At 69.8% G+C, this 18,142-nt stretch carries 22 protein-coding genes and 1 other RNA gene; 4 read left to right on the top strand and 19 right to left on the bottom strand.

The features are described 5' to 3' along the window. The first annotated feature begins 1,257 nt into the window (after window positions 1–1,257). Complete coding sequence (locus tag EUA98_RS17955) at window positions 1,258–1,566, top strand: helix-turn-helix domain-containing protein (protein ID WP_130104066.1); 309 nt, start codon at window positions 1,258–1,260, stop codon at window positions 1,564–1,566. Window positions 1,567–1,665: 99 nt separating this feature from the next. On the opposite strand, the gene EUA98_RS17950 is transcribed toward EUA98_RS17955, so the two are convergent. The 5 genes from EUA98_RS17950 to ssrA form a co-directional block, all read right to left on the bottom strand. After that, window positions 1,666–2,448: a nuclease-related domain-containing protein gene (locus EUA98_RS17950; protein ID WP_130104065.1), complete on the bottom strand. Its 783-nt coding sequence runs from the start codon at window positions 2,446–2,448 to the stop codon at window positions 1,666–1,668. Between the two features lie 83 nt (window positions 2,449–2,531). Continuing rightward, window positions 2,532–2,843 (bottom strand): hypothetical protein, encoded by a 312-nt coding sequence (locus EUA98_RS17945; protein WP_130104064.1) that lies wholly within the window; start codon window positions 2,841–2,843, stop codon window positions 2,532–2,534. A 1-nt stretch (window position 2,844) separates the two neighbouring features. After that, on the bottom strand, window positions 2,845–3,156 hold the full coding sequence (locus EUA98_RS17940) for a BrnT family toxin (protein ID WP_130104063.1): 312 nt from the start codon (window positions 3,154–3,156) through the stop codon (window positions 2,845–2,847). Next, complete coding sequence (locus EUA98_RS17935; RefSeq protein ID WP_242511691.1) at window positions 3,137–4,123, bottom strand: tyrosine-type recombinase/integrase; 987 nt, start codon at window positions 4,121–4,123, stop codon at window positions 3,137–3,139. The genes EUA98_RS17940 and EUA98_RS17935 overlap by 20 nt, the downstream gene beginning before the upstream one ends. 283 nt (window positions 4,124–4,406) lie before the next feature. Beyond that, window positions 4,407–4,772, bottom strand: a transfer-messenger RNA (tmRNA) gene (gene ssrA / locus EUA98_RS17930). A 185-nt stretch (window positions 4,773–4,957) separates the two neighbouring features. On the opposite strand from ssrA, the gene EUA98_RS17925 reads away from it, so the two are divergent. After that, the gene (locus EUA98_RS17925) at window positions 4,958–5,518 is read left to right on the top strand and encodes a TIGR03086 family metal-binding protein (RefSeq protein ID WP_130104061.1); all 561 of its coding nucleotides are present in this window, start codon (window positions 4,958–4,960) and stop codon (window positions 5,516–5,518) included. A gap of 28 nt (window positions 5,519–5,546) precedes the next feature. Here the strand turns inward: EUA98_RS17925 and EUA98_RS17920 are convergent, their stop codons facing one another. The 14 genes from EUA98_RS17920 to EUA98_RS17855 all read right to left on the bottom strand — a co-directional run bounded on the left by EUA98_RS17920 (window position 5,547) and on the right by EUA98_RS17855 (window position 17,535). Continuing rightward, on the bottom strand, window positions 5,547–7,430 hold the full coding sequence (locus EUA98_RS17920; RefSeq protein WP_130104060.1) for a DUF2207 domain-containing protein: 1,884 nt from the start codon (window positions 7,428–7,430) through the stop codon (window positions 5,547–5,549). Then, window positions 7,420–7,890, bottom strand: a complete 471-nt coding sequence (smpB, locus tag EUA98_RS17915) for an SsrA-binding protein SmpB (RefSeq protein ID WP_130104059.1) — start codon at window positions 7,888–7,890, stop codon at window positions 7,420–7,422. Before smpB ends, EUA98_RS17920 begins: the two co-directional genes overlap by 11 nt. An 83-nt stretch (window positions 7,891–7,973) precedes the next feature. Then, a complete protein-coding gene (locus tag EUA98_RS17910) occupies window positions 7,974–9,341 on the bottom strand; it encodes a M23 family metallopeptidase (RefSeq protein WP_130104058.1) in 1,368 nt (455 codons plus the stop codon). 5 nt (window positions 9,342–9,346) lie between these two features. Further along, window positions 9,347–10,261, bottom strand: coding sequence for a permease-like cell division protein FtsX (ftsX, locus tag EUA98_RS17905; protein ID WP_130104057.1), 915 nt, complete (start codon window positions 10,259–10,261; stop codon window positions 9,347–9,349). A gap of 10 nt (window positions 10,262–10,271) precedes the next feature. Beyond that, window positions 10,272–10,961 (bottom strand): cell division ATP-binding protein FtsE, encoded by a 690-nt coding sequence (gene ftsE / locus EUA98_RS17900; protein WP_130104056.1) that lies wholly within the window; start codon window positions 10,959–10,961, stop codon window positions 10,272–10,274. A 160-nt stretch (window positions 10,962–11,121) separates the two neighbouring features. Then, window positions 11,122–12,252 carry a peptide chain release factor 2 gene (prfB, locus tag EUA98_RS17895; RefSeq protein WP_130104055.1) on the bottom strand — a complete coding sequence of 377 codons (1,131 nt, stop codon included), beginning with the start codon at window positions 12,250–12,252 and terminating at the stop codon, window positions 11,122–11,124. 49 nt (window positions 12,253–12,301) lie between these two features. Then, a complete protein-coding gene (locus tag EUA98_RS17890) occupies window positions 12,302–12,781 on the bottom strand; it encodes a hypothetical protein (protein ID WP_130104054.1) in 480 nt (159 codons plus the stop codon). 1 nt (window position 12,782) lies between these two features. Beyond that, window positions 12,783–13,298 carry a pilus assembly protein gene (locus EUA98_RS17885; protein ID WP_242511689.1) on the bottom strand — a complete coding sequence of 172 codons (516 nt, stop codon included), beginning with the start codon at window positions 13,296–13,298 and terminating at the stop codon, window positions 12,783–12,785. Then, a complete protein-coding gene (locus EUA98_RS17880; RefSeq protein WP_130104053.1) occupies window positions 13,295–13,678 on the bottom strand; it encodes a TadE/TadG family type IV pilus assembly protein in 384 nt (127 codons plus the stop codon). Before EUA98_RS17880 ends, EUA98_RS17885 begins: the two co-directional genes overlap by 4 nt. Further along, window positions 13,675–13,869, bottom strand: a complete 195-nt coding sequence (locus EUA98_RS17875) for a hypothetical protein (RefSeq protein WP_130104069.1) — start codon at window positions 13,867–13,869, stop codon at window positions 13,675–13,677. Before EUA98_RS17875 ends, EUA98_RS17880 begins: the two co-directional genes overlap by 4 nt. A gap of 80 nt (window positions 13,870–13,949) precedes the next feature. Then, on the bottom strand, window positions 13,950–14,879 hold the full coding sequence (locus EUA98_RS17870) for a type II secretion system F family protein (RefSeq protein ID WP_242511687.1): 930 nt from the start codon (window positions 14,877–14,879) through the stop codon (window positions 13,950–13,952). Then, window positions 14,876–15,736, bottom strand: coding sequence for a type II secretion system F family protein (locus tag EUA98_RS17865; protein ID WP_130104052.1), 861 nt, complete (start codon window positions 15,734–15,736; stop codon window positions 14,876–14,878). The genes EUA98_RS17870 and EUA98_RS17865 overlap by 4 nt, the downstream gene beginning before the upstream one ends. A gap of 13 nt (window positions 15,737–15,749) precedes the next feature. Continuing rightward, entirely contained in the window at window positions 15,750–16,976 is a 1,227-nt protein-coding gene (locus EUA98_RS17860; protein ID WP_130104051.1) for a TadA family conjugal transfer-associated ATPase, read from the bottom strand. Between the two features lie 178 nt (window positions 16,977–17,154). Beyond that, window positions 17,155–17,535, bottom strand: coding sequence for a hypothetical protein (locus EUA98_RS17855; RefSeq protein WP_130104050.1), 381 nt, complete (start codon window positions 17,533–17,535; stop codon window positions 17,155–17,157). Between EUA98_RS17855 and EUA98_RS20600 the strand changes: the two genes are divergently transcribed. After that, window positions 17,495–17,905 (top strand): DUF6318 family protein, encoded by a 411-nt coding sequence (locus tag EUA98_RS20600; protein WP_350339515.1) that lies wholly within the window; start codon window positions 17,495–17,497, stop codon window positions 17,903–17,905. The genes EUA98_RS17855 and EUA98_RS20600 overlap by 41 nt on opposite strands. After that, a partial coding sequence (locus tag EUA98_RS20095) for a hypothetical protein (protein WP_207219145.1) occupies window positions 17,902–18,142 on the top strand: 241 nt, incomplete at its 3' end. The genes EUA98_RS20600 and EUA98_RS20095, both read left to right, overlap by 4 nt.

Raw genomic sequence — 18,142 nt, 5'->3', positions numbered from 1 at the left:
TACGCTGGGCCTGCACCCGCAAACACCGCCGGGAGGCAGCCAAGAACACCGATCTGCCCGGTTAAGAACGAAGAGCCCTCAAACCTACCGCTTCGGTTCCATGGTGTCACGGCGATTCGGGTTCAGATCACGCCAAACGGCAATGTACTCCCGGCAGGCATGGCGGGCTCGAGTGCAACTCGCTGTGCTCGAAGCACAAGTTTTTTCGGGCGGTTTGGCATGTGGTCTTTTCGGTTCATTGTCACCAGCGTGATCAACACCCGGTCACCGAAGGTTTCCAACGAGCCCGCATGGCGCACGCAGGCTCGCGGGTCGTTATGCGCGCTGGCGGGCGCCGTGTGGATCCGGCGAACTCGTCGAGGGCTGCCTGATCGCATCTGTGCATGGCTCAGCGCCCGTTCGGTCATGTGCTGAGAGCTGCCCCGGCGCATGAATCGTGCGGTCGAGCAGCACCACACGCTTGACCGCGTCGGCGCCTACGTCCCATCCGACGATATCGAAGAATCTGCGCACAACGGCCGGCTGACGAACAGGGACTCACGCGCCTGAACCCGATCGGTCCGTTGGAGCCACCGGGACGCACGTTGACACGGGCCTCACGGCGGCACGCACCAAGCTCGCTTCAGAGCGAATCGTGTCGTCGAGGCGGGGCAGAGTGCTGCCAGGAAGTAGCGGACACTTCTGGCACTAGCCGACAACGCTGGTTGTCAGTCCCCCGCCCGACGATAGTTGCGGGTCACTCGTCAGCCGTTCGAAGACTCGGAGGCATCGTGGGCAAGGGCAGGCGCGTCAAGAAGAGTCGTCACCGCACTCGGGTCGACCCGGGCCAAGTTCCGCCGCCGAGAGTCGGCACGAGCGGCACCGCCAGTTCCAGTGGGACAAGCGACGATAGCGAGCGGACATCCGCGTCGCGGATATCCCGCAGCTCAATGCTGACGAGTGGGACGCAGTTTGGCGCGCGGCTCCGTCTCCTTTCCGCCGAGCGCGAGAAGGCACTTCTAGCGCTGCGCGGCGCCGAGTTCGCTATCGCGCAGGAGGTTGCCCGCGAACGAGCTGCGGGCGCGTCTTGGCCGGAGATCGGGGCTGCGCTCGGGATCAGCAGGCAGGGAGCTCGGCAACGGTTCGGGGACCGCGAGTAGACCCTGCGAGAGCGAGCAGACCAGGCCGGATCCACAGGTTCGTCTCCCAACCTCGCGTGTTGCACCGCAATCCGCATACCTGCTTCCGACGGCTCTCTCTTGGAAGGTGGTTGCGTCCATGAGCTCCGAACGGCTCACGTTCAGCCCCGAGGACGTCGCAGAGCAGCTCGGCACCTCCGCCTGGTGGGTGCGCGAGCAAGCACGGCGCGGGCGGATCCCCCACCTTCGCCTCGGCAAGGCCCGCATACGCTTCCTGCAGGAGCACATCGACACGCTGATCCAGCACTTCACCGTCGAAGAGCGATCGTTGACCGCCGAGCCGCCACCCACCGCGTCGCTCGACCTTACGGCGCTCGGCGCGACGAGCCGGTCGTTGGCCTCTCACCGCCGCCGGCCGCACGTTCAGGGCGACAGCCAGCTGTTCTGAATAGCGTCATCCACACTGCGTTGACCACGCCGACGCGCCCTCAAGGGCCCTCGAGAGCGCTGCGATACATCAACGACTGGGAGCTGCATGCGAGACGGGTTACTGCTGCGCGTGCCGACCCGGCCGCAGGACGTCGACGACTCGGTCGAACTGCGGGACCTGTCGGCCCTTCTGAGCGCGCAGCCGGTCCGCCAACACCTTTCCCTGCACCACTCCCACGCCGTCGACGGTCCTTCCGCCGTTGGTGACGTCTCCCCACCAAACGATGACGGGCTGCACCCAAAGGCGCTTGCCGCAGCGCTTCTCGATCTGCTCGCTGAGGGCGGCGGCCTCTCCGCGGGAACGCTTCACGACCGAGGTGATGCTGAGGTAGATGTCGTCGTCATACTTGTGTCGCCCTACAAGCCGGCCGTCCTCGCCGGGCTCGAGCCGGTATCCAGACCACTTCGAGTTGAGGCAGTAGACACCGGTCGGGCCGAGCACAACGTGGTCGAAGTTCTTCGAGCCGTTGGCAAGGTCGTGCAGCACGACCCAGCCCTCCTTCTCAAGTCCGCGGAGCTGTTTGGCCGTCTCCTCCTCGCCGAATGCGCCTTCCTGCCAGCTGGCGATCGACACCGGAGGCGACTGGCGCATCAGCAGGAGGGTCGCGAACAACGCACCTGCGACGGCGGGCCCAGCCCAGCTCTGATCCCCCGGTCCCAGGTTGACCAGCCAGGTGAGCAGGATCCCGGCGCCAATGCCGAGCACAACCATGAGGAGCCACCACTTTCGGTTGCGCTGCAGCCACGCTTTTCTCAGATCGTTGTACTTGCGGCGCGCCCGAGCGCCGGCCCTTCGTCGGTTGCGACGGACTTCGATCCAGATGCGTAGTGAGTTGACCACGCCCAATTCATCGGCGCATTGCCTCGTGAAAATGAGGCGCTCAGCGAATCCTCTTCCGACGGATGATCCGAGGGGCCGTCGACTCAGCCTCCAAGCGGCTGATGCGCGTTGTGGGCGATCAGACGTCGAAGGTCGGCGACAGAGACCACCTGCTCCTCATCCGCGCCGTCGGCTACCCGCTGCTCGACCCAGTCGCGCAGGAGCGCCGTGACCTTGACCCCGTCGCGGCGCGCGATGACGCGGGCAGCATCAAGGGTCGCCGCAGGCATCCGGATCGTGATCCCGACCATCGGCTCCGCGATGACGGAGGTATCGAGCTTTGCCTTCTCGAGCTCGCCGGACGTGTCGGTTTCGTCGTAGTACTCGCGGAGTGCGTCCAGGTCGCCAGCGGTCATGTCATCGCCCCTTTCGGCGGAACGTGCGTCTCTCAGAGTCGGTCTGGTCTCGGGCGGTGACGATGTACACGCCGCCGTCGAGGGCTGGTGCGATGACGATCAGCAGGTGCCGGCCGGCATCGGACATCGCGAACACGAGGGTCGTTCCGCCTCGCCCTGGGGTGATCCACCGTGGGCTCATGTAGAGCGCCTCCTGGACCTCCTCGGGAACGACCCGATGGCGAGCGATGTGATCCTCGGACTCTTCACTCCAGGTGATCGGAGGAAGCGACACTCCATCGTAACGCGAATCGTCACGCACCACGAGGCTCACTTCCGAATGCCAGCGTCAGTCCGCCCAGCGCACGGTTCGCCGCCTCTGCAGCGGCCGTCTGTTGATCGGGCAGTAGGTGCGAGTACGTGTCCGTCGTCGTCGTGATGGACTCGTGTCCCAGCCGCCGCTGCAGCACGAACAGGTCCGTCCCCGCGGCGATCATCCACGACGCGTGCGTGTGCCGCAGGTCGTGCACCCGCGGTCGCTTCGTCAGCCGCGGCGCGTCGGGGTCGGGCGACCCGTCCGCCTTCAGCGGGCGGCACGCCGCATCCAGCGCCGGGGTCCACGTCGTCGTCCAGAACCGCGACGATGACAGCTGCGATCCCACCGTGTTGGTGAAGAGGAGCTCGTCGGGCGCCTTCGCGGCAACCAGCGGTAGCAGCACATCGACCAGGTCCTCAGGCAGCGACACTGTGCGCCGGGCCCGCTTCGTCTTGGGCGGGCCGACGAACCAGTGCCGGTTCCCGTCCCGCTTCCAGGCCTTCGTCACCCGAAGCGTCGCCGGCCGCGCGCCGAGGTCAACGTCGCCCGCCGTGAGCGCTGTGGCCTCGCCCCACCGCAGCCCGGTGGCCACGAGAGTGACGACGAGCGGCCGGTAGAACTCGGCTACGCACGACAGCAGCAGTGAGAACTCGCCGCGGGTGAGCACGGTCATCTCATCGTGCGTGGACTGGCTCTTGGGCAGTTCGACTCCCGCGCACGGGTTGTCCGTGCGGTACCCGAGCCGCACCGCCGTCGACATCGCCGCCGACAGCAGACCGTGAACGTTGGCGATCGTCTTCGGCGCCAGGCCCTTCGAGCTCATCGCGCGCACCCATCCAGCCATGTGCCGGTACGTCATCCCAGACACCGGATACGGGCCGATCGTCGGGGTGATGTGCGAGTCGAGCTGTTGGCGGTAGTGCGCGCGCGTGTCCAGGCCGACCGACGTCAACAGGTCGATGTGCTCGGACACGACGTCGGTCACCGTCGGACCAGGCTTACGAATCACGTCCGCAATTCGCGCGGCTTCGACCGCATGGCCACCGGCGGCCTCGATGAGTTCCTTCGCTACACGCGCGTCGCGCTCATCGTCATACGTGAGCGACGTTTGGCGTCCCGTCTCCGGATCTCGCCAGAGCACCGCGAACGACGTCGTCCCATCGCTGCGTCTGCGCTCTCGAACCGAGGCCATAGACGCAAAAGTAGCCATCCGCGTCAACGGATGGCTACCTCTGTGTCAACATGACCTGCGTTTGTGCAGGTCCAGGGGGTGGAGGTGGCGGGAATCGAACCCGCGTCCGATGACTGTGAACCAGGACTTCTCCGGGCGCAGCTTGCTGCGCTTTTCTCGGCCCCAGCAATCTAGCAAGCATGCTGCTGACAGGCCCAGCCGTCTTAAGTCCCTGCAGCGGCGACGACAAACGCTGCAAGCAATCTCTCTAGATGACGCTAGCTACCGAGGCGAGAGCAAACTCGGGCTAACGGACTTCGAAGACTCGCTCAGGCGGCGAGTGCGAAGTCGGTGCGCGTGTTGTTGGCACCTATTGGTTTTGCAGGGAGCGTTCACGAGATAACCCTGCATCCTCGGCCCGCTTCTCCTGGATCGACGATCACCGTCGAAACCGATCACCCCCCTGTGCAGTTGTCAACCACCGCCGCTGCCCACCGTCTCCGGTGCGCCTCGCCAGCGCTTCCATCCTACGGGAGAACGCGGCCGACGTCGCCGGCATTCCGCATCACGGCCCGCAGCCCTCGCAACCGTCCGCCGGCCCCCTCAGTTCGCCGTGCGGCCCCCTGCCCGGTGTCGCAAACTGGAGCAATGGACGAGCTGCTGAGCCTGCACCGAGTCAACGCCGACCGCTTCACCCTGCTGGTCGAGGAGGTGGGAACGAACTGGGACGCGCCCACGCCGTGCATCGACTGGTCGGTGCGAGAGCTCGTGAACCACCTGACCGCCGAGCAGCTGTGGGTACCCGAGCTGCTCGCGGGCCGCACGATCGCGGAGGTCGGAGACAAGTTCGCCGGCGACGTGCTGGGCGACGACCCGGTCGCGACCTGGCGGGCGGCGATCGCAGCCGCCGTCGCGGCCTTCGCGGACGAGACCGCCCGGGGGCGCACCGTCGAGCTGTCGGTCGGCACCCGCGCCGCGCACGAGTACCTCGACGAGATGGTGACCGACCTGGCCATCCACGGGTGGGACCTGGCCATCGCGCTGCACGTCGACGAGACGATCGATCCCCTGACGGTGGACCGCCTGCTCATCGAGTGGACCGGCCGGGCGTCCGAGCTGCCGCACCCGCTGTTCGGGGAGCCGCTTCCGAGCGAGCCGACGGACGACCCGCAGACGAAGCTGCTGGCCATCTTCGGTCGTCGCGCCTGAGCCAAAGACTGTCACCGCACGGCGACCGTCACCAGCCCCCGCCACCACCGCCGCCGACTCCCCCACCGGAGAACCCGCCGGAGAATCCCGACCGGCCGGACGACCCGGGGGTCGGTGCGGAGATCGACTGGGTCGCGATCGCCGAGAAGCTCTCCATCGCGTGCCCGAACGAGTTCGTCGCCAGCCAGAACGTCCCGACCCCGTACCCGGGCCCGCCGTACCAGGTCGGCTCCGCGACGGCGCGTCCCTGCGCGGCGAGGCGCGCGAACACCGCCGCCCACCGCTCGGTGAGCCCGAACACGATCGCGTAGGGCAGGTACCGGCTGAACAGGTCCTCGCCCTCCTCGAACCGCAGCTGTTCCGCCTCGGCGGTCGCGAGGTACTGCCGGAATCCGAGGGTCTGGCCGAGCACCGCAGTCCCGGCCGCGGTGCGCGCCGGCGCATTGCGGGCGACGGCGTACAGCACCACCCCGACCATGAACACGGCGACCCCGACCAGGGCCCCGCGCGTGAAGGCGGCCAGGAGCACGGTCAGGCCCGCGCCCAGGACCGCGAGGCCCAGGCCGGCCACGAGCCAGTGCGTCCGCACGGTCTTCGGGTTGCCCCGGAACCAGCCGCGCGCGGTGACGTCCTCGTACAGCTCGCCCTGGACGGTGGCCATCGTGGCCGCGAACGTCGCCTTGAGCTCCGACAGGGCCACCGTGGACCGGCCGGCGAAGATGCCGTCGAGCAGCGTCCGCTCATAGGTCGTCAGGGCGTCGTCGGCCGGGCGCCGCTGCACCAGGCTCCAGTCCGCACCGCGCCCGAGGAAGTTCGCCTCGGCCGTCTGCTCGATGCGCAGGTAGCCGCGCACCGCGAGGTCGACGATCGAGGCGGTGACGTCACGCGGGTCGGCGCGCTCGTCGATCAGCGTGCCGAGCTGGCCCGCCTGGAAGCCCGCGGGCGGCGTGAAGTGGACGGCGATCGGCATCCGGCGGTCGCGCGGTCGGACGTCGCCCGGTTGGCCGGCCTGCGGCGCGAGTCCCGGGACCTGATCGAGGTACTGCTCGTCGCGGCCGCGTTGGCGGATGCGGCTGAGCACGAGACCGAGCCCGCCGAACAGCACGACGGCAGCCGTGCCACCGGTCCACGGGGTCAGGGCGAACGCCTTGACCGGGGTCCAGCGCTCGCGCAGGATCGGTGCGGCGTCGGTGAAGGTGCCCGGCGCGTAGCTCGTCGCGACGGTCATGCCCTCCTGCGGCGCGAGCGCGTGCTGCGTGAACTGAGCCCGCACGCCGTCGGCCGTGGCGCTGTCGCAGGTGCTGGTCGACTGGAACGGCCCGGCGAAGCAGCCGACCTGCTCGACCGCGGCCGGGCCATCGATCGTCACGGTGATGTCGTTCAGCGGGATCTCCCACTGGCCACCGAGGACGTTCCAGTTCAGCTCGTCGCCGGCGTTCGTCGCATTCGCCGCGTTCACCAGGCCGCGCGCCGTGTACGTCACCGTGTACCGGTGCACCCCGCGGACGTCGTCGACGTCGGGGTCCCCGATCCGCAGCTGGAGCCAGCCGTTCTCCTCGGTGACCTCGAGGTCGTCGGGCGCCGTGGACGGGTCGTCGGAGGCCGCCGTGATGTCCGAGAACTCGTACACGCGGTCGTAGTCCGCGTCGAACCGCTGCGAGCTCGGCAGCGTGAGGTAGGGCCCGTGCCCCGGATCGTCGCCGAAGTCGAACGCGAACTCGATGCGGACGGCCATCGTGCCGTCCGCCGCCAGGTCGACCTGGACGTCGTACCGCTCGATCTCATTGCCCGACGACGAGTCGGCCTGGGCCGGCAGCGCGAGCGTCACCCCGAGCGCGCCCGCAAGGGCGAACGTGGTGCCGAGACGTCGGAGGAAGGAGCGCGCAGGTGGTGCCGGGCGGTCAGCGGTCACGGTGGGTCTGGATGGCGCGCTGGGCCTCGCGGGTGTCCTGCTGCTCACGCAGCGTGTGCCGCTTGTCGTACTCCTTCTTGCCGCGTGCGAGCGCGATCTCGACCTTCGCGCGACCGTCCACGAAGTACAGGCCGAGGGGCACGATCGTGTGCCCCTTCTCCTGCGTCTTGTCCGACAGGCGGTCGATCTCGGAGCGATGCATGAGGAGCTTGCGCTTGCGCCGCGGCGCGTGGTTGGTCCACGTGCCCTGCGAGTACTCGGGGATGTGCACGCCCTCGAGCCAGGCCTCGCCGCGCTCGATCGTGCAGTAGCCGTCGACGAGCGAGGCCCGCCCGGCGCGCAGCGCCTTGACCTCCGTGCCCATCAGCACCAGCCCGGCCTCGAACACGTCCTCGATGAAGTAGTCGTGTCGCGCCTTGCGGTTGCTGGCGACCAGCTTGCGCCCCTGCTCCTTGGCCACCGTGAAACCTCTCGCTCGTCCTCGCCGTGCTGCCGGTCCAGCCTAGAGGACTCGGCGCGGGTGCCCTCGCGCGGAGCGGCGGGTCAGAGGCCGAGCATGCCGGCGGGGTCTTGCGTGCTCCCGTTGACGTACACCTCGAAGTGCAGGTGGCACGCGGCCGATGTGCCGGTGTTCCCCGAGTACCCGATCAGCTGGCCCTGGTCGACGTGCTGCCCGCTGCGGACCGCGAAGCTGGTCATGTGGTTCGAGCTCGACATCACCGAGTTCCCGTTGATGAAGCCGTAGTCGATCATCACCTGGTTGCCGAACCCGAACCGCGACATCGCCCACTGGACCGTGCCGTCTCGCGGCGCGTACAGCGGCGTGCCGCAGTACGTGCGCAGGTCGATCCCGGCGTGCAGCCGCACGTAGCCGAGGATCGGGTGCAGCCGCATCCCGTAGCTCGAGGTCACGTGCATCGGGCTGATCGACGTCGGGTTGCCGAAGATGGCGCCCGGGATGTTGCCGGTCGGCCCGGCCGGAGCTCGTGCGGGCTTCCCCGCTGCGGCCGCGGCAGCCGCGGCGGCCGCCTCCGCGGCGCGCTGCCGGGCGATGATGTCGGCGAGCTCGGCCTCGATGGCGTTGGCCTCGGCGTCGATCTGCGCCGCCTCGGCCTCGGCCTGCGACTTGAGCGACGCGATGGCGGCCTGCTTGGCGGTCTGGTCGGCGATCAGCTGCTGGATCTCGGCCTCGCGGGCGACAGCGGCGGCCTTCGCGGCATCGGCCTCGACGACCTTCTGGTCGGCCTCGGCCTTGAGCTCGGTGACGCGGTCCTTGACCGCGGTCAACCGCGCCTGGCTGTTGCGGTTGGTGGCCTCCATCTGCTCGAGCTCGTCCAGGGCCTGGGTCTGCGTGCGCAGCGCGGTCGAGATCATGCCGTACTGGTCGACGAAGTCCGCGGTGCTCGTGGACTCCATCACCACGCTGAGGCTGGTCGCGGCCGTTTCGCCCTTGTAGGCGCGCCGGGCCATCTGCCCGACGGCGGTCCGGATCTCCTCACCGCGCGCGTCATCGACGGCGATCGTCTCGGTGATCGCCACCTCCTGCGCCTGCGCGTCCACGAGCCGCGCGGCGATGAGCGTGGCCTCGCGCTGCGTGCGCTCCAGCTCGAGCTGCGCGGTCACGAGCTCGGCCTGCGCCAGCGGAAGGCGGGCCTGGGTGACCTGCAGATCGAGGACCGCCTGGCCGAGCTCGGCGCTCAGCCCCTCGATGGACGCGGCGACCGCGTCGGCCCGGGCGTCGGCGGCGGCGGCGCGGGCCCGCGCGCTGGCCTTCTGGTCGTCGAAGCTGTCGGCGAGCGCCGGGCCGGCGGCCGCGGTCAGCAGGACGAGCACCGCGCTCAGCGCGCCGGCGATCAGACGGCTGCGCCCCCGGCTCGGTCCGGTCACGTGGGTCGGTCGAGAGTGCGTCATGGGACTCAGACCTTCGTGTAGCGGCTCAGGGTGACCACCGACGAGATCGCGGCCAGCACGATCGCGACGGCCACCAGGATCGGGGCGATCGTCCAGACGTTGCTCGTGTCGATGTAGTCGACGAAGGTCACGGAGCTCCCCAGCCAGTCCGTGACGAGATAGCGGACCCCCAGCCAGAGGCCGCCGACGGCGAGCCCCGCCCCGATGGTGGCAGCGATCGCCCCCTCGAGCATGAAGGGCAGCTGGATGAAGAGGTTCGAGGCGCCGACCAGGCGCATGATGCCGGTCTCCCGCCGCCGGCTCAGGGCCGACAGCCGGATCGTCGTCGTGATGAGCAGGACCGCCGCGAGGAGCATCACCGTGGCGAGCCCGACGGACAGCAGCGTCGCGCGGTTGAGCACGAGGAACAGGGAGTCGAAGATCCGCCGCTGGTCGAGCACCTCCTCGACCCCGGGGCGCCCGGCGAGGACGTCCGCGACCACCTGGTACTTCTCCGGATCGGCGAGCTTGACCCGGTAGGACGAGTTCATGTCGTCGGCCGTCACCGCCTTGGCCCACGGCTGGTCGGAGAGCTTCTCCTGGAACGACGCGAACGCCTCGTCCTTGCTCTCGAAGTACACCGTCTGGATGTACGGCTCGAGCTCCGGGGAGTCGAGCTCGGCCTGGACCGCGTCGATCTGCTCGGCCGTGGCCTCCCCCGCCGCACAGGTCGGCAGCTCGGAGCCGCGCGGGCACAGGAAGACCGAGACCTCGACCTTGCCGTACCAGTCGTCCTTCATCTGCGAGATCTGCTGCTGCAGGAGCGCGGCGGCGCCGACGAACGTCAGGGACACGAACGTCACCAGGATGACCGAGATGGTCATCGACAGGTTGCGTCGCAGACCGAGACCGATCTCGGACAGGATGAACTGCAGTCTCACTCTGAGCTCCTCAACGCCCCGAGCCGTACACACCGCGGGACTGGTCACGGACCATCTCGCCGGTGGACAGCTCGATCACGCGCTTGCGCATCTGGTCGACGATCTCGTCGTCGTGGGTGGCCATCACCACGGTCGTGCCGGTCCGGTTGATCCGGTCCAGCAGCCGCATGATGCCCAGGGAGGTGGTCGGGTCGAGGTTTCCGGTGGGCTCGTCCGCGAGCAGGATCGAGGGCCGGTTGACGAACGCGCGCGCGATCGCCACGCGCTGCTGCTCACCACCGGACAGCTCGTGCGGGCGGCGCTTCTCCATCCCGGCGAGCCCGACCATCTCGAGGACGTCGGGCACCGTGGTCATGATGTGGTGGCGCGGCTTGCCGATCACCTGCAGCGCGAATGCGACGTTCTCGAACACCGTCTTGTTCGGCAGCAGGCGGAAGTCCTGGAACACCGCGCCGATCTGTCGGCGCAGGTGCGGGACCTTCCACGTCGACAGCAGCGACAGGTCGCGGCCGGCCACGAACACCTTGCCCGCCGTCGGGCGCTCCTCGCGCATGACGAGGTGCAGGAAGGTGGACTTGCCGGATCCCGAGGTCCCCACGAGGAACACGAACTCGCCGCGCTCGATCTCCAGGGAGACCTGGTCGAGTGCGGGCCGCGCGCCGCGCGCGTAGACCTTGGTGACGTTCTCGAAACGAATCACAGCTGCCGATGACCAATGCTGGGGGACGGGGAGGGTCGAGATTTGGCCAAATTAAGACTAGGCAGGCCGCTCCGACGTTCCCCCGCAGACACGCCGCACGCGAACCTGTGAGCAGCAGCGTCGCTGTCGGGTTCGACTGCCCGTGACCGGTTTGCCCCTCCTACTCCGGCAGGTCCTGGCTGCGTCGCCACCGGATGCCGGCCTCGATGAAGTCGTCGATCTCGCCGTCGAACACGCCGGAGGTGTTGCCGACCTCGTACTCGGTGCGCAGGTCCTTGACCATCTGGTACGGGTGCAGCACGTACGAGCGCATCTGGTCGCCCCAGCTCGCCTTGATGTCGCCCGCCATGAGCTTCTTCGCGGCGTTCTCCTCGGCCTGACGCTGCAGCAGCAGCCGGGACTGGAGCACGCGCAGGGCGGCGGCACGGTTCTGGATCTGGGACTTCTCGTTCTGCATCGACACGACGATCCCGGTCGGGATGTGGGTCATCCGCACGGCGGAGTCGGTGGTGTTGACCGACTGCCCGCCGGGTCCGGACGAGCGGAACACGTCGACCTTGATCTCGTTCTCGGGGATCTCGACGCTGTCGGTCGTCTCGATGAGCGGGATGACCTCGACCGCAGCGAACGACGTCTGACGCCGGCCCTGGTTGTCGAACGGGGAGATCCGCACCAGGCGGTGGGTGCCGGCCTCGACCGAGAGGTTCCCGAACGCGTACGGCGCCTTGACCTCGAACGTCGCGGACTTCAGGCCGGCCTCCTCCGCGTAGGAGGTGTCGAGCACCGTGGTCGGGTAGCCGTGCCGCTCGGCCCAGCGCAGGTACATGCGCATGAGCATCTCGGCGAAGTCCGCCGCGTCGACGCCGCCCGCACCCGACCGGATCGTCACCACGGCCTCGCGGATGTCGTACTCGCCCGACAGCAGCGTGCGCACCTCGAGATCCCGCAGGTCGTTGCGGATGACGGACAGCTCGGCCTCGGCCTCGTCGAGGGCCTGCGCGACGTCGGCGGGGTTGGCGGCGACGTCTTCGGTCGCCATCTCGACGAGGGTCTCGAGGTCGTCGATCCGGCTGCCGAACCGCTCGAGCCGCTCCAGCTCGCTCTGGGAGTGCGACAGCGCGGAGGTGACGACCTGCGCGGCGTCGGGGTCGTCCCACAGGTCGGGGGCCGAGGCCTGCTCCGAGAGGTCGGCGATCTTGGTCCGCAGGGCTACAGGGTCAGACACGGCCTGGATCGAGTCCAGGGTGCTGCGCAGGGAGCGGATCTCGGCTGCAAAGTCGGTGGCTGCCACGAGAGTCCAGGTTACCGGCCGGTTCGGACCGTCCTCACCAGGCCCGTCCTCACCAGGCGCGGGCGCTGGCGGTCGCCCGCAGCGCGATCCCGTCCGACCACGGCGCGGTCACCCAGCTCACCAGCGCGGGGCGCGCGACGGCGGCCAGGGTCACCCGGGCGGTGCGGCCGTCGGGGCTGACCGCTTCGACGACCTGCAGCCCCTCCAGCCCGGTAGCCCTGGTCGCCTGGTCGAGGTAGGCCTCTACCGACCGACGCACGTCCGCGTCGGTCAGCGGCACGACGGCGCCCTCGACCGGCGCCTGCGCCTGCCCCCGGTAGAACGCGTCGAGGTCGAGCGAGTCGGCGGCCCGGAGGGCGAGGTCGTCGGCGAGGATCAGCAGCCGTTTGCGCTCCAGGTGCACGCCCGTGGCCGAGACGACCACCGTCACCAGCAGCAGCGCCAGGGCGGCGAACGTGATCGACAGCAGCGTGATCTGGCCGGCCTCGCGCCCCGCGCGGTGGACCCTGGCCCGCACCCGCGTCCGCATGTCAGCCCGCCTCCGCGAACCGGTCGACCGGCGCAACGTGCTCCGCACTCACGGGCACCGACAGCGGGACGACAGACCGGACGAACTCCGGCACGTACGGCAGGTCGACGTCGAGCACGACCCGGACCAGCACGCTGCTGCCCGGTTCGAGACACGGGACGGTGGAGCACTCCAGGCCGAGCGCACCGGCGGCATCCACCTCCTCGAACCCCTGGTCGGCGAGCGCGAGGTGCACCGCGGCGACCGCCCGCCGTGCGCCGTCGTCGGGCCCGGCCGCGGTGGTGAACGCCCGCCCGGCCTCGCGCGCGGCGCCCTCGGCGGCGAACGTGGCGGCCTGAAGCCGTCCCAGCACCAGCACGAGGTAGACGATCGGCACCAGCAGCAGCAGCGTGAGCGCGAGGAACTCCAGGACCGCACTGCCCGCGTCCGCCGGACCGGTTCGCGGCCGCGGTCTCGTACGCACGATCAGGTTCGCGATCAGGTTCGCGATCAGGTTCGCGATCAGGTTCGCGATCATGGCGCCTCGCGGAGCGCATGCCCGGTCACCGTGAGGACCCCTGCCGGACCGAGCAGCCCGGCTACCGGCAGGGGCGCGGTGACCCGGACCTCGACGACCGAGAGCCCGTCGAGCACCCGGTCGGAGACCGCGACGTCGTCGGCGAACCCGGGAGCCAACGACATCGCGATCAGCGCACGCGTCCGGTCGGCACCGTCGGCCGGGGTGCGGTCGGCCAGGGCGGCGTACCGGGCGCCCTCCGCCGCACAGTCCACGAGCGTGTTCCGCACGTGCACCGCGAGCGTGAGCTGCAAGATCGCCGCGAACACGAGCGTCACCAGGCCCGCCACCAGGGCGAAGTCGACGATCGCCGAGCCGGCGTCGCCGCGAGCGCCCCTCATCCGCCGATCTGGCCGGTGACCCGCGCGATCGAGTCGGTGAAGACGCTGGTCAGCGCTGGGCCCGCGACGGCCCAGAGCGCGATGACCAGCCCCGCCGTCATCAGGGTGACCAGGACCCAGCCCGGGACGTCGCCGCGATCCCCGGCTCGCCGGGCCCGCGCGACACCGCTGGGCCATGCACGGCTGTTCAGGAACCTGTTCACGAGTTGCTGCTGCACGGGTGACTCCCCTGTTCGTCGGCGTGTGGCGTGTGCTGCGTCGTTGGTTCGTCTCACTGCGCGAATTGGAGGATGGCCAGGCTCGGGAAGACGGCGAAAGCGACAGTGATCGGAAGGATGAGGAAGACGACCGGGACCATCATCAGTACCTCCTTTCGTCCGCCCGCTTCCATGAGCGCGCGCCGCCCCGACTCCCGGACGTCCTGGGCCTGGGCGCGGAGAACCTCGGCGAGCGGGGTCCCCCGTTCGATCGCGACGGCGACCCCCTCCGCGAACCGCGTCAGGGGCGCGAGCCCGGTGCGGTCCGCGAGTCGTTCGAGCGCCAGTGCGAGGGGGGTGCCTGAACGGGCGTCGGCCAGCGTGAGGGCCAGCTCGTCGGCGAGCACGCCGCGTGTGGTGCGCACCACGCGCTCGAGCGCGCCGACCGGCCCCTCCCCCGCGCCGACCGACAGGGCGAGCAGCTCCGCGATGGTCGGCAGCTCCGCCAGCATCCGCTCCTCGCGCTGATGGACCTGTCGCGCCAGGAGCTGGTCCCGGGCGAGCACCCCGGCGAGCCCGCAGGCCAGCACGAGCACCACACCCGCCAGCGGCGACGTCCCCCGACCGGCCGCGAGCGCCAACGCGAACGCGAGCCCGCCGGCGAGACCGATCACACCCCAGACCACCTGCGCGGCCCGGAACTGCTCGACCGACTCCGGCCGGCCCGCGCGTTCGAGGCGACCGCGGAGCTCGGCGGACGGTGAGCCGAGCCGGGTCACCAGCCGGACGCCGTTGGCCATCACGGGGGCGATGAGTCGTTCGAGGGTCGGGAAAGGCGTGCGCCCGGGCCCGCCCAGGAGCGCGGACGACGATCGCGGCGTGCGCAGGTACGGCGCCAGGCGGTCGTCGAGCGTCACGCGTCGGGCGCCCAGACGCCGGACCACGAGCCAGAGCCCGAGGCCCCCGAGCGCGCCGATCATCGAGCCGAGCACGACGCCGGTCACCGCAGCACGCGCACATCTTCGGGCAGCCGCCCGATCCGGATCATCAGCCGGTAGGCGACGGCTGAGCTCGCGGCGCCGGCCACCAGCACGACGCCGCCCGCCACGGTGTTGAACGCCTGGGCTGCCTCCGGTCGCGTCGCAAGCAGCGCGAGCACGATCCACGGCGCGGCGACGGCAAGCCGCGCGGCGTTCACGGTCCAGCTCTGGCGTGCTTCGAGCTCGCCCCGGGTCCGGGCGTCCTCGCGGAGGAAGGCCGACAGCGTCCGGAGCAAGCGACCGAGGTCCATGCCGCCGACGTCGCGGGTGATGCGCAGCGCCTCGACGATGCGGTCCGCCACCGGGTCGGCCAGGCGCGCCTTCAGCGCATCGAGGCAGTCGCCGAACCGGCCGATCGTGCGGTAGTCCTCCGCGAAGGCGCGGAAGGCAGGGCGGAGCTCGACCGGGCCGCGGTCACCGAGCTGGCCGACGGCCTCCGGCAGCGAGAGGCCGGCGCGCACACCGGACCCGAGGCTGTCGACGACCTCGGGCCAGACGTCGCGCAGCGCGGTCCGCCGCCGTCGGGCCCTCGACCGCACGAGCGACATCGGCGCCAGGGCCGCCATCACCGCGAAGCACGCCGCGATCGCCGGAGACCCCGTGAACGCGGACCCGGTCAGCAGCACGAGCACCCCGACGCCGACGGACGTCGTGACCAACGCCCCGGGAGTCACGCTCGGCGCACCCGCCTGGACCAGGACGTCCTGGGTGCGGTCGGCCCAGCCGTCGTGCCCCTCGACCGGGTCGGCGCCCGGGGTCCAGCACGACCACCACACGCAGAACAGCCCCGCGCCGAGCAGCAGCCCGATCATGACCCCCATGCCCGACGCCGCGTCAGCGCTCGCCGCGCAGCAGCGCGGGCAGGTCGATCCCGGCCCCGGCGAACCGGTCCGGGTGCGGCGGGTAGCCCTCGCCGCGCACGAGCACCCCAGCGTCGAGGTGGAAGAGATCGGCCGTCTCGACGATCCCTCCCTCCGCCCGACCCGGGACGCCGACGATCTCGCGCACCCGGCGGCGTCCGCGGCTGTCGACCTCGAGGTGCAGGACCAGATCGATCGCCGCCGCGACGGTCGGCACCACGAACCGGTCGGAGACGTTCTCCCCCGCGAGCAGCGGGAGCGTGCAGATCTTGGTGAGCGCCTCCCGTGCGCTGTTGGCGTGGATCGTGCACATCCCGGGCACGCCCGCATTGAGAGCGACGAGCATGTCGAGCGCCTCGGCCTCGCGCACCTCACCGATGAGGATGCGGCTCGGACGCATCCTCAGGGCCTCCTTCACCAGGCGCCGAAGCGGGATCTCGCCGGTCCCCTCGAGGCTTGGCTGCCGACACTGCAGCGCGACCACGTCACGGTGCATGATGCGCAGCTCGAAGACCTCCTCGCAGGTCACGATGCGCTCGCGGGCGGGGATCGAGCCCGCGAGGGCGTTCAGCATGGTGGTCTTGCCGGCCTGCGTGGAACCCGCGACGAGCACGTTGAGCCCGACGGCGACGGCCGCGTCGAGGAACGCTGCCGCATGCGGGGTGAGCGAGCCGAGCGCCACCAGATCGTCCAGGTGGTTCGCGCGCACGACGTACTTGCGGATGTTGACGGCCCAGTGCTGTCGGGTCACATCCGGGATCACGACGTGCAGCCGCTCCCCGCCCGGCAACGAGGCGTCGACGAACGGGCTCGACAGGTCGAGCCGACGACCGGAGACCTTGAGCATCTGCTCGACCAGGTCCCGGACCTGACCGGACGTGAGGATCGTCGTGGTCAGCTCCGGCTCACCGCGGCGCGCGACGAACACCTGCGCGGGGGCGTTGATCCAGATCTCCTCGATCTCGTCGTCCTCGAGGTACTTCTGCAGCGGGCCGAGTCCGGCCACGGCATCGACCACGGCCTTCATCGCCGCACTCGCATCGCTGAGCGGAGGAACCGTGCCGAGCAACGAACGCTCGTCGTAGTCGGCGACGACGTCCGACACCAGATCCCTGATGCCCTGGTGGTCGCGGACCGGGTCGAGGCCGCGACGGCGGATCAGCTCGCGGACCTCGGTCTCCAGGATCGCCACGCCATCCATGTGTGCCCCCTCATCGACGCAGCGTCCTGCGGTGTTCGAGACAGTAGAGGAGCAATGCGACAAAGCGCACCCGTTTTGCACATGTACAGCGCGCGAGCTGAGGTCAGCCCGATCCGGCCCCCAGACCCGGCGCCGTCCACAAGGACCACGAAAGCCGGTGACGAACCGGACATCTCGGCTACGGTCGCGCCATGGCGGAGCGCAGGGGGAACGTCGTGGAGCGCAAGGACGGCACCAGAGACACCACCGAGTACGCGGGCGGCCGTGCCCGGTTGCCGGTGTCGAGCCAGACACGGACCCGGACCGGGACCGGGACCACAGCGTGTCGCCCGCTCACCGTCGTCGTCAGCTTCGCGCTCGCGCTCGGGCTGACCGGCTGCACCGGTGTCCCGACCCCGAACCACTCCTCGCCGAGCGGGGCCGGCCCGACGGTGACCACCAGTCCGACGACGACGCCCCCGCGCCCAAGCCCGAGCGCGAGTCCGGCGACCGTCGCGGCCCCCGAGCGGCCCGCGGCGATGGACCGCGACGACGCCGAGGGTGCGATCGCCGCTGCCACCTACTTCATCTCGCTGTACACCTATGCGTTCGCCAGCGGGGAACTCGATGCGTGGAAGGCGATGAGCGATCCCGGGTGCGTCTTCTGCTCCGGTCTTGTCTCGGACATCCAAACCGCATCAGATGCCGGAACCAGATTCACTGGTGGTGGCCTCACCGTCGAATCGTCAGTCGCGATCCCTGCAGAGGCACTCAACCGCTTTCGGATCGACCTGACAGTCTCCCAAGCACCTTCAGAGACCCTTGATCGATCGGGCAGCGTCACAGCTTCCAGTCCGGGGACTGGCCGCGCAACGGTCACGGCCGTTCTGGAGCACAGTTCAGAAGGCTGGCTAGTTCGCGCGGCGAGCACCGAGGTGCCTCAGGGATGAGCCGAAGCTCCTCGAGGGTCCTCCTGCTGCTGCTGCTTTCGCTCATTCACATCGCGAACATCGCGCCCGACATCGGAGGACGGGCCGAGGACGACTCGGCAATCATCGACGGACTGCTTGGAGGTTCCGACGGGTATCTGTCCGCACCGGCCGGAGCAGTTGGTGCGGATCCGGATCCGGATGTGGCGTACCTGCGCAGCGGGACCTGCCCGAACCCCGCCCCCGGAACCCTGGACA

The organism is Pengzhenrongella frigida, assembly GCF_004168625.1.
GTDB classification, from domain to species: Bacteria; Actinomycetota; Actinomycetes; order Actinomycetales; family Cellulomonadaceae; genus Pengzhenrongella; species Pengzhenrongella frigida.
This window is presented reverse-complemented; position numbering and strand designations above follow the sequence as displayed.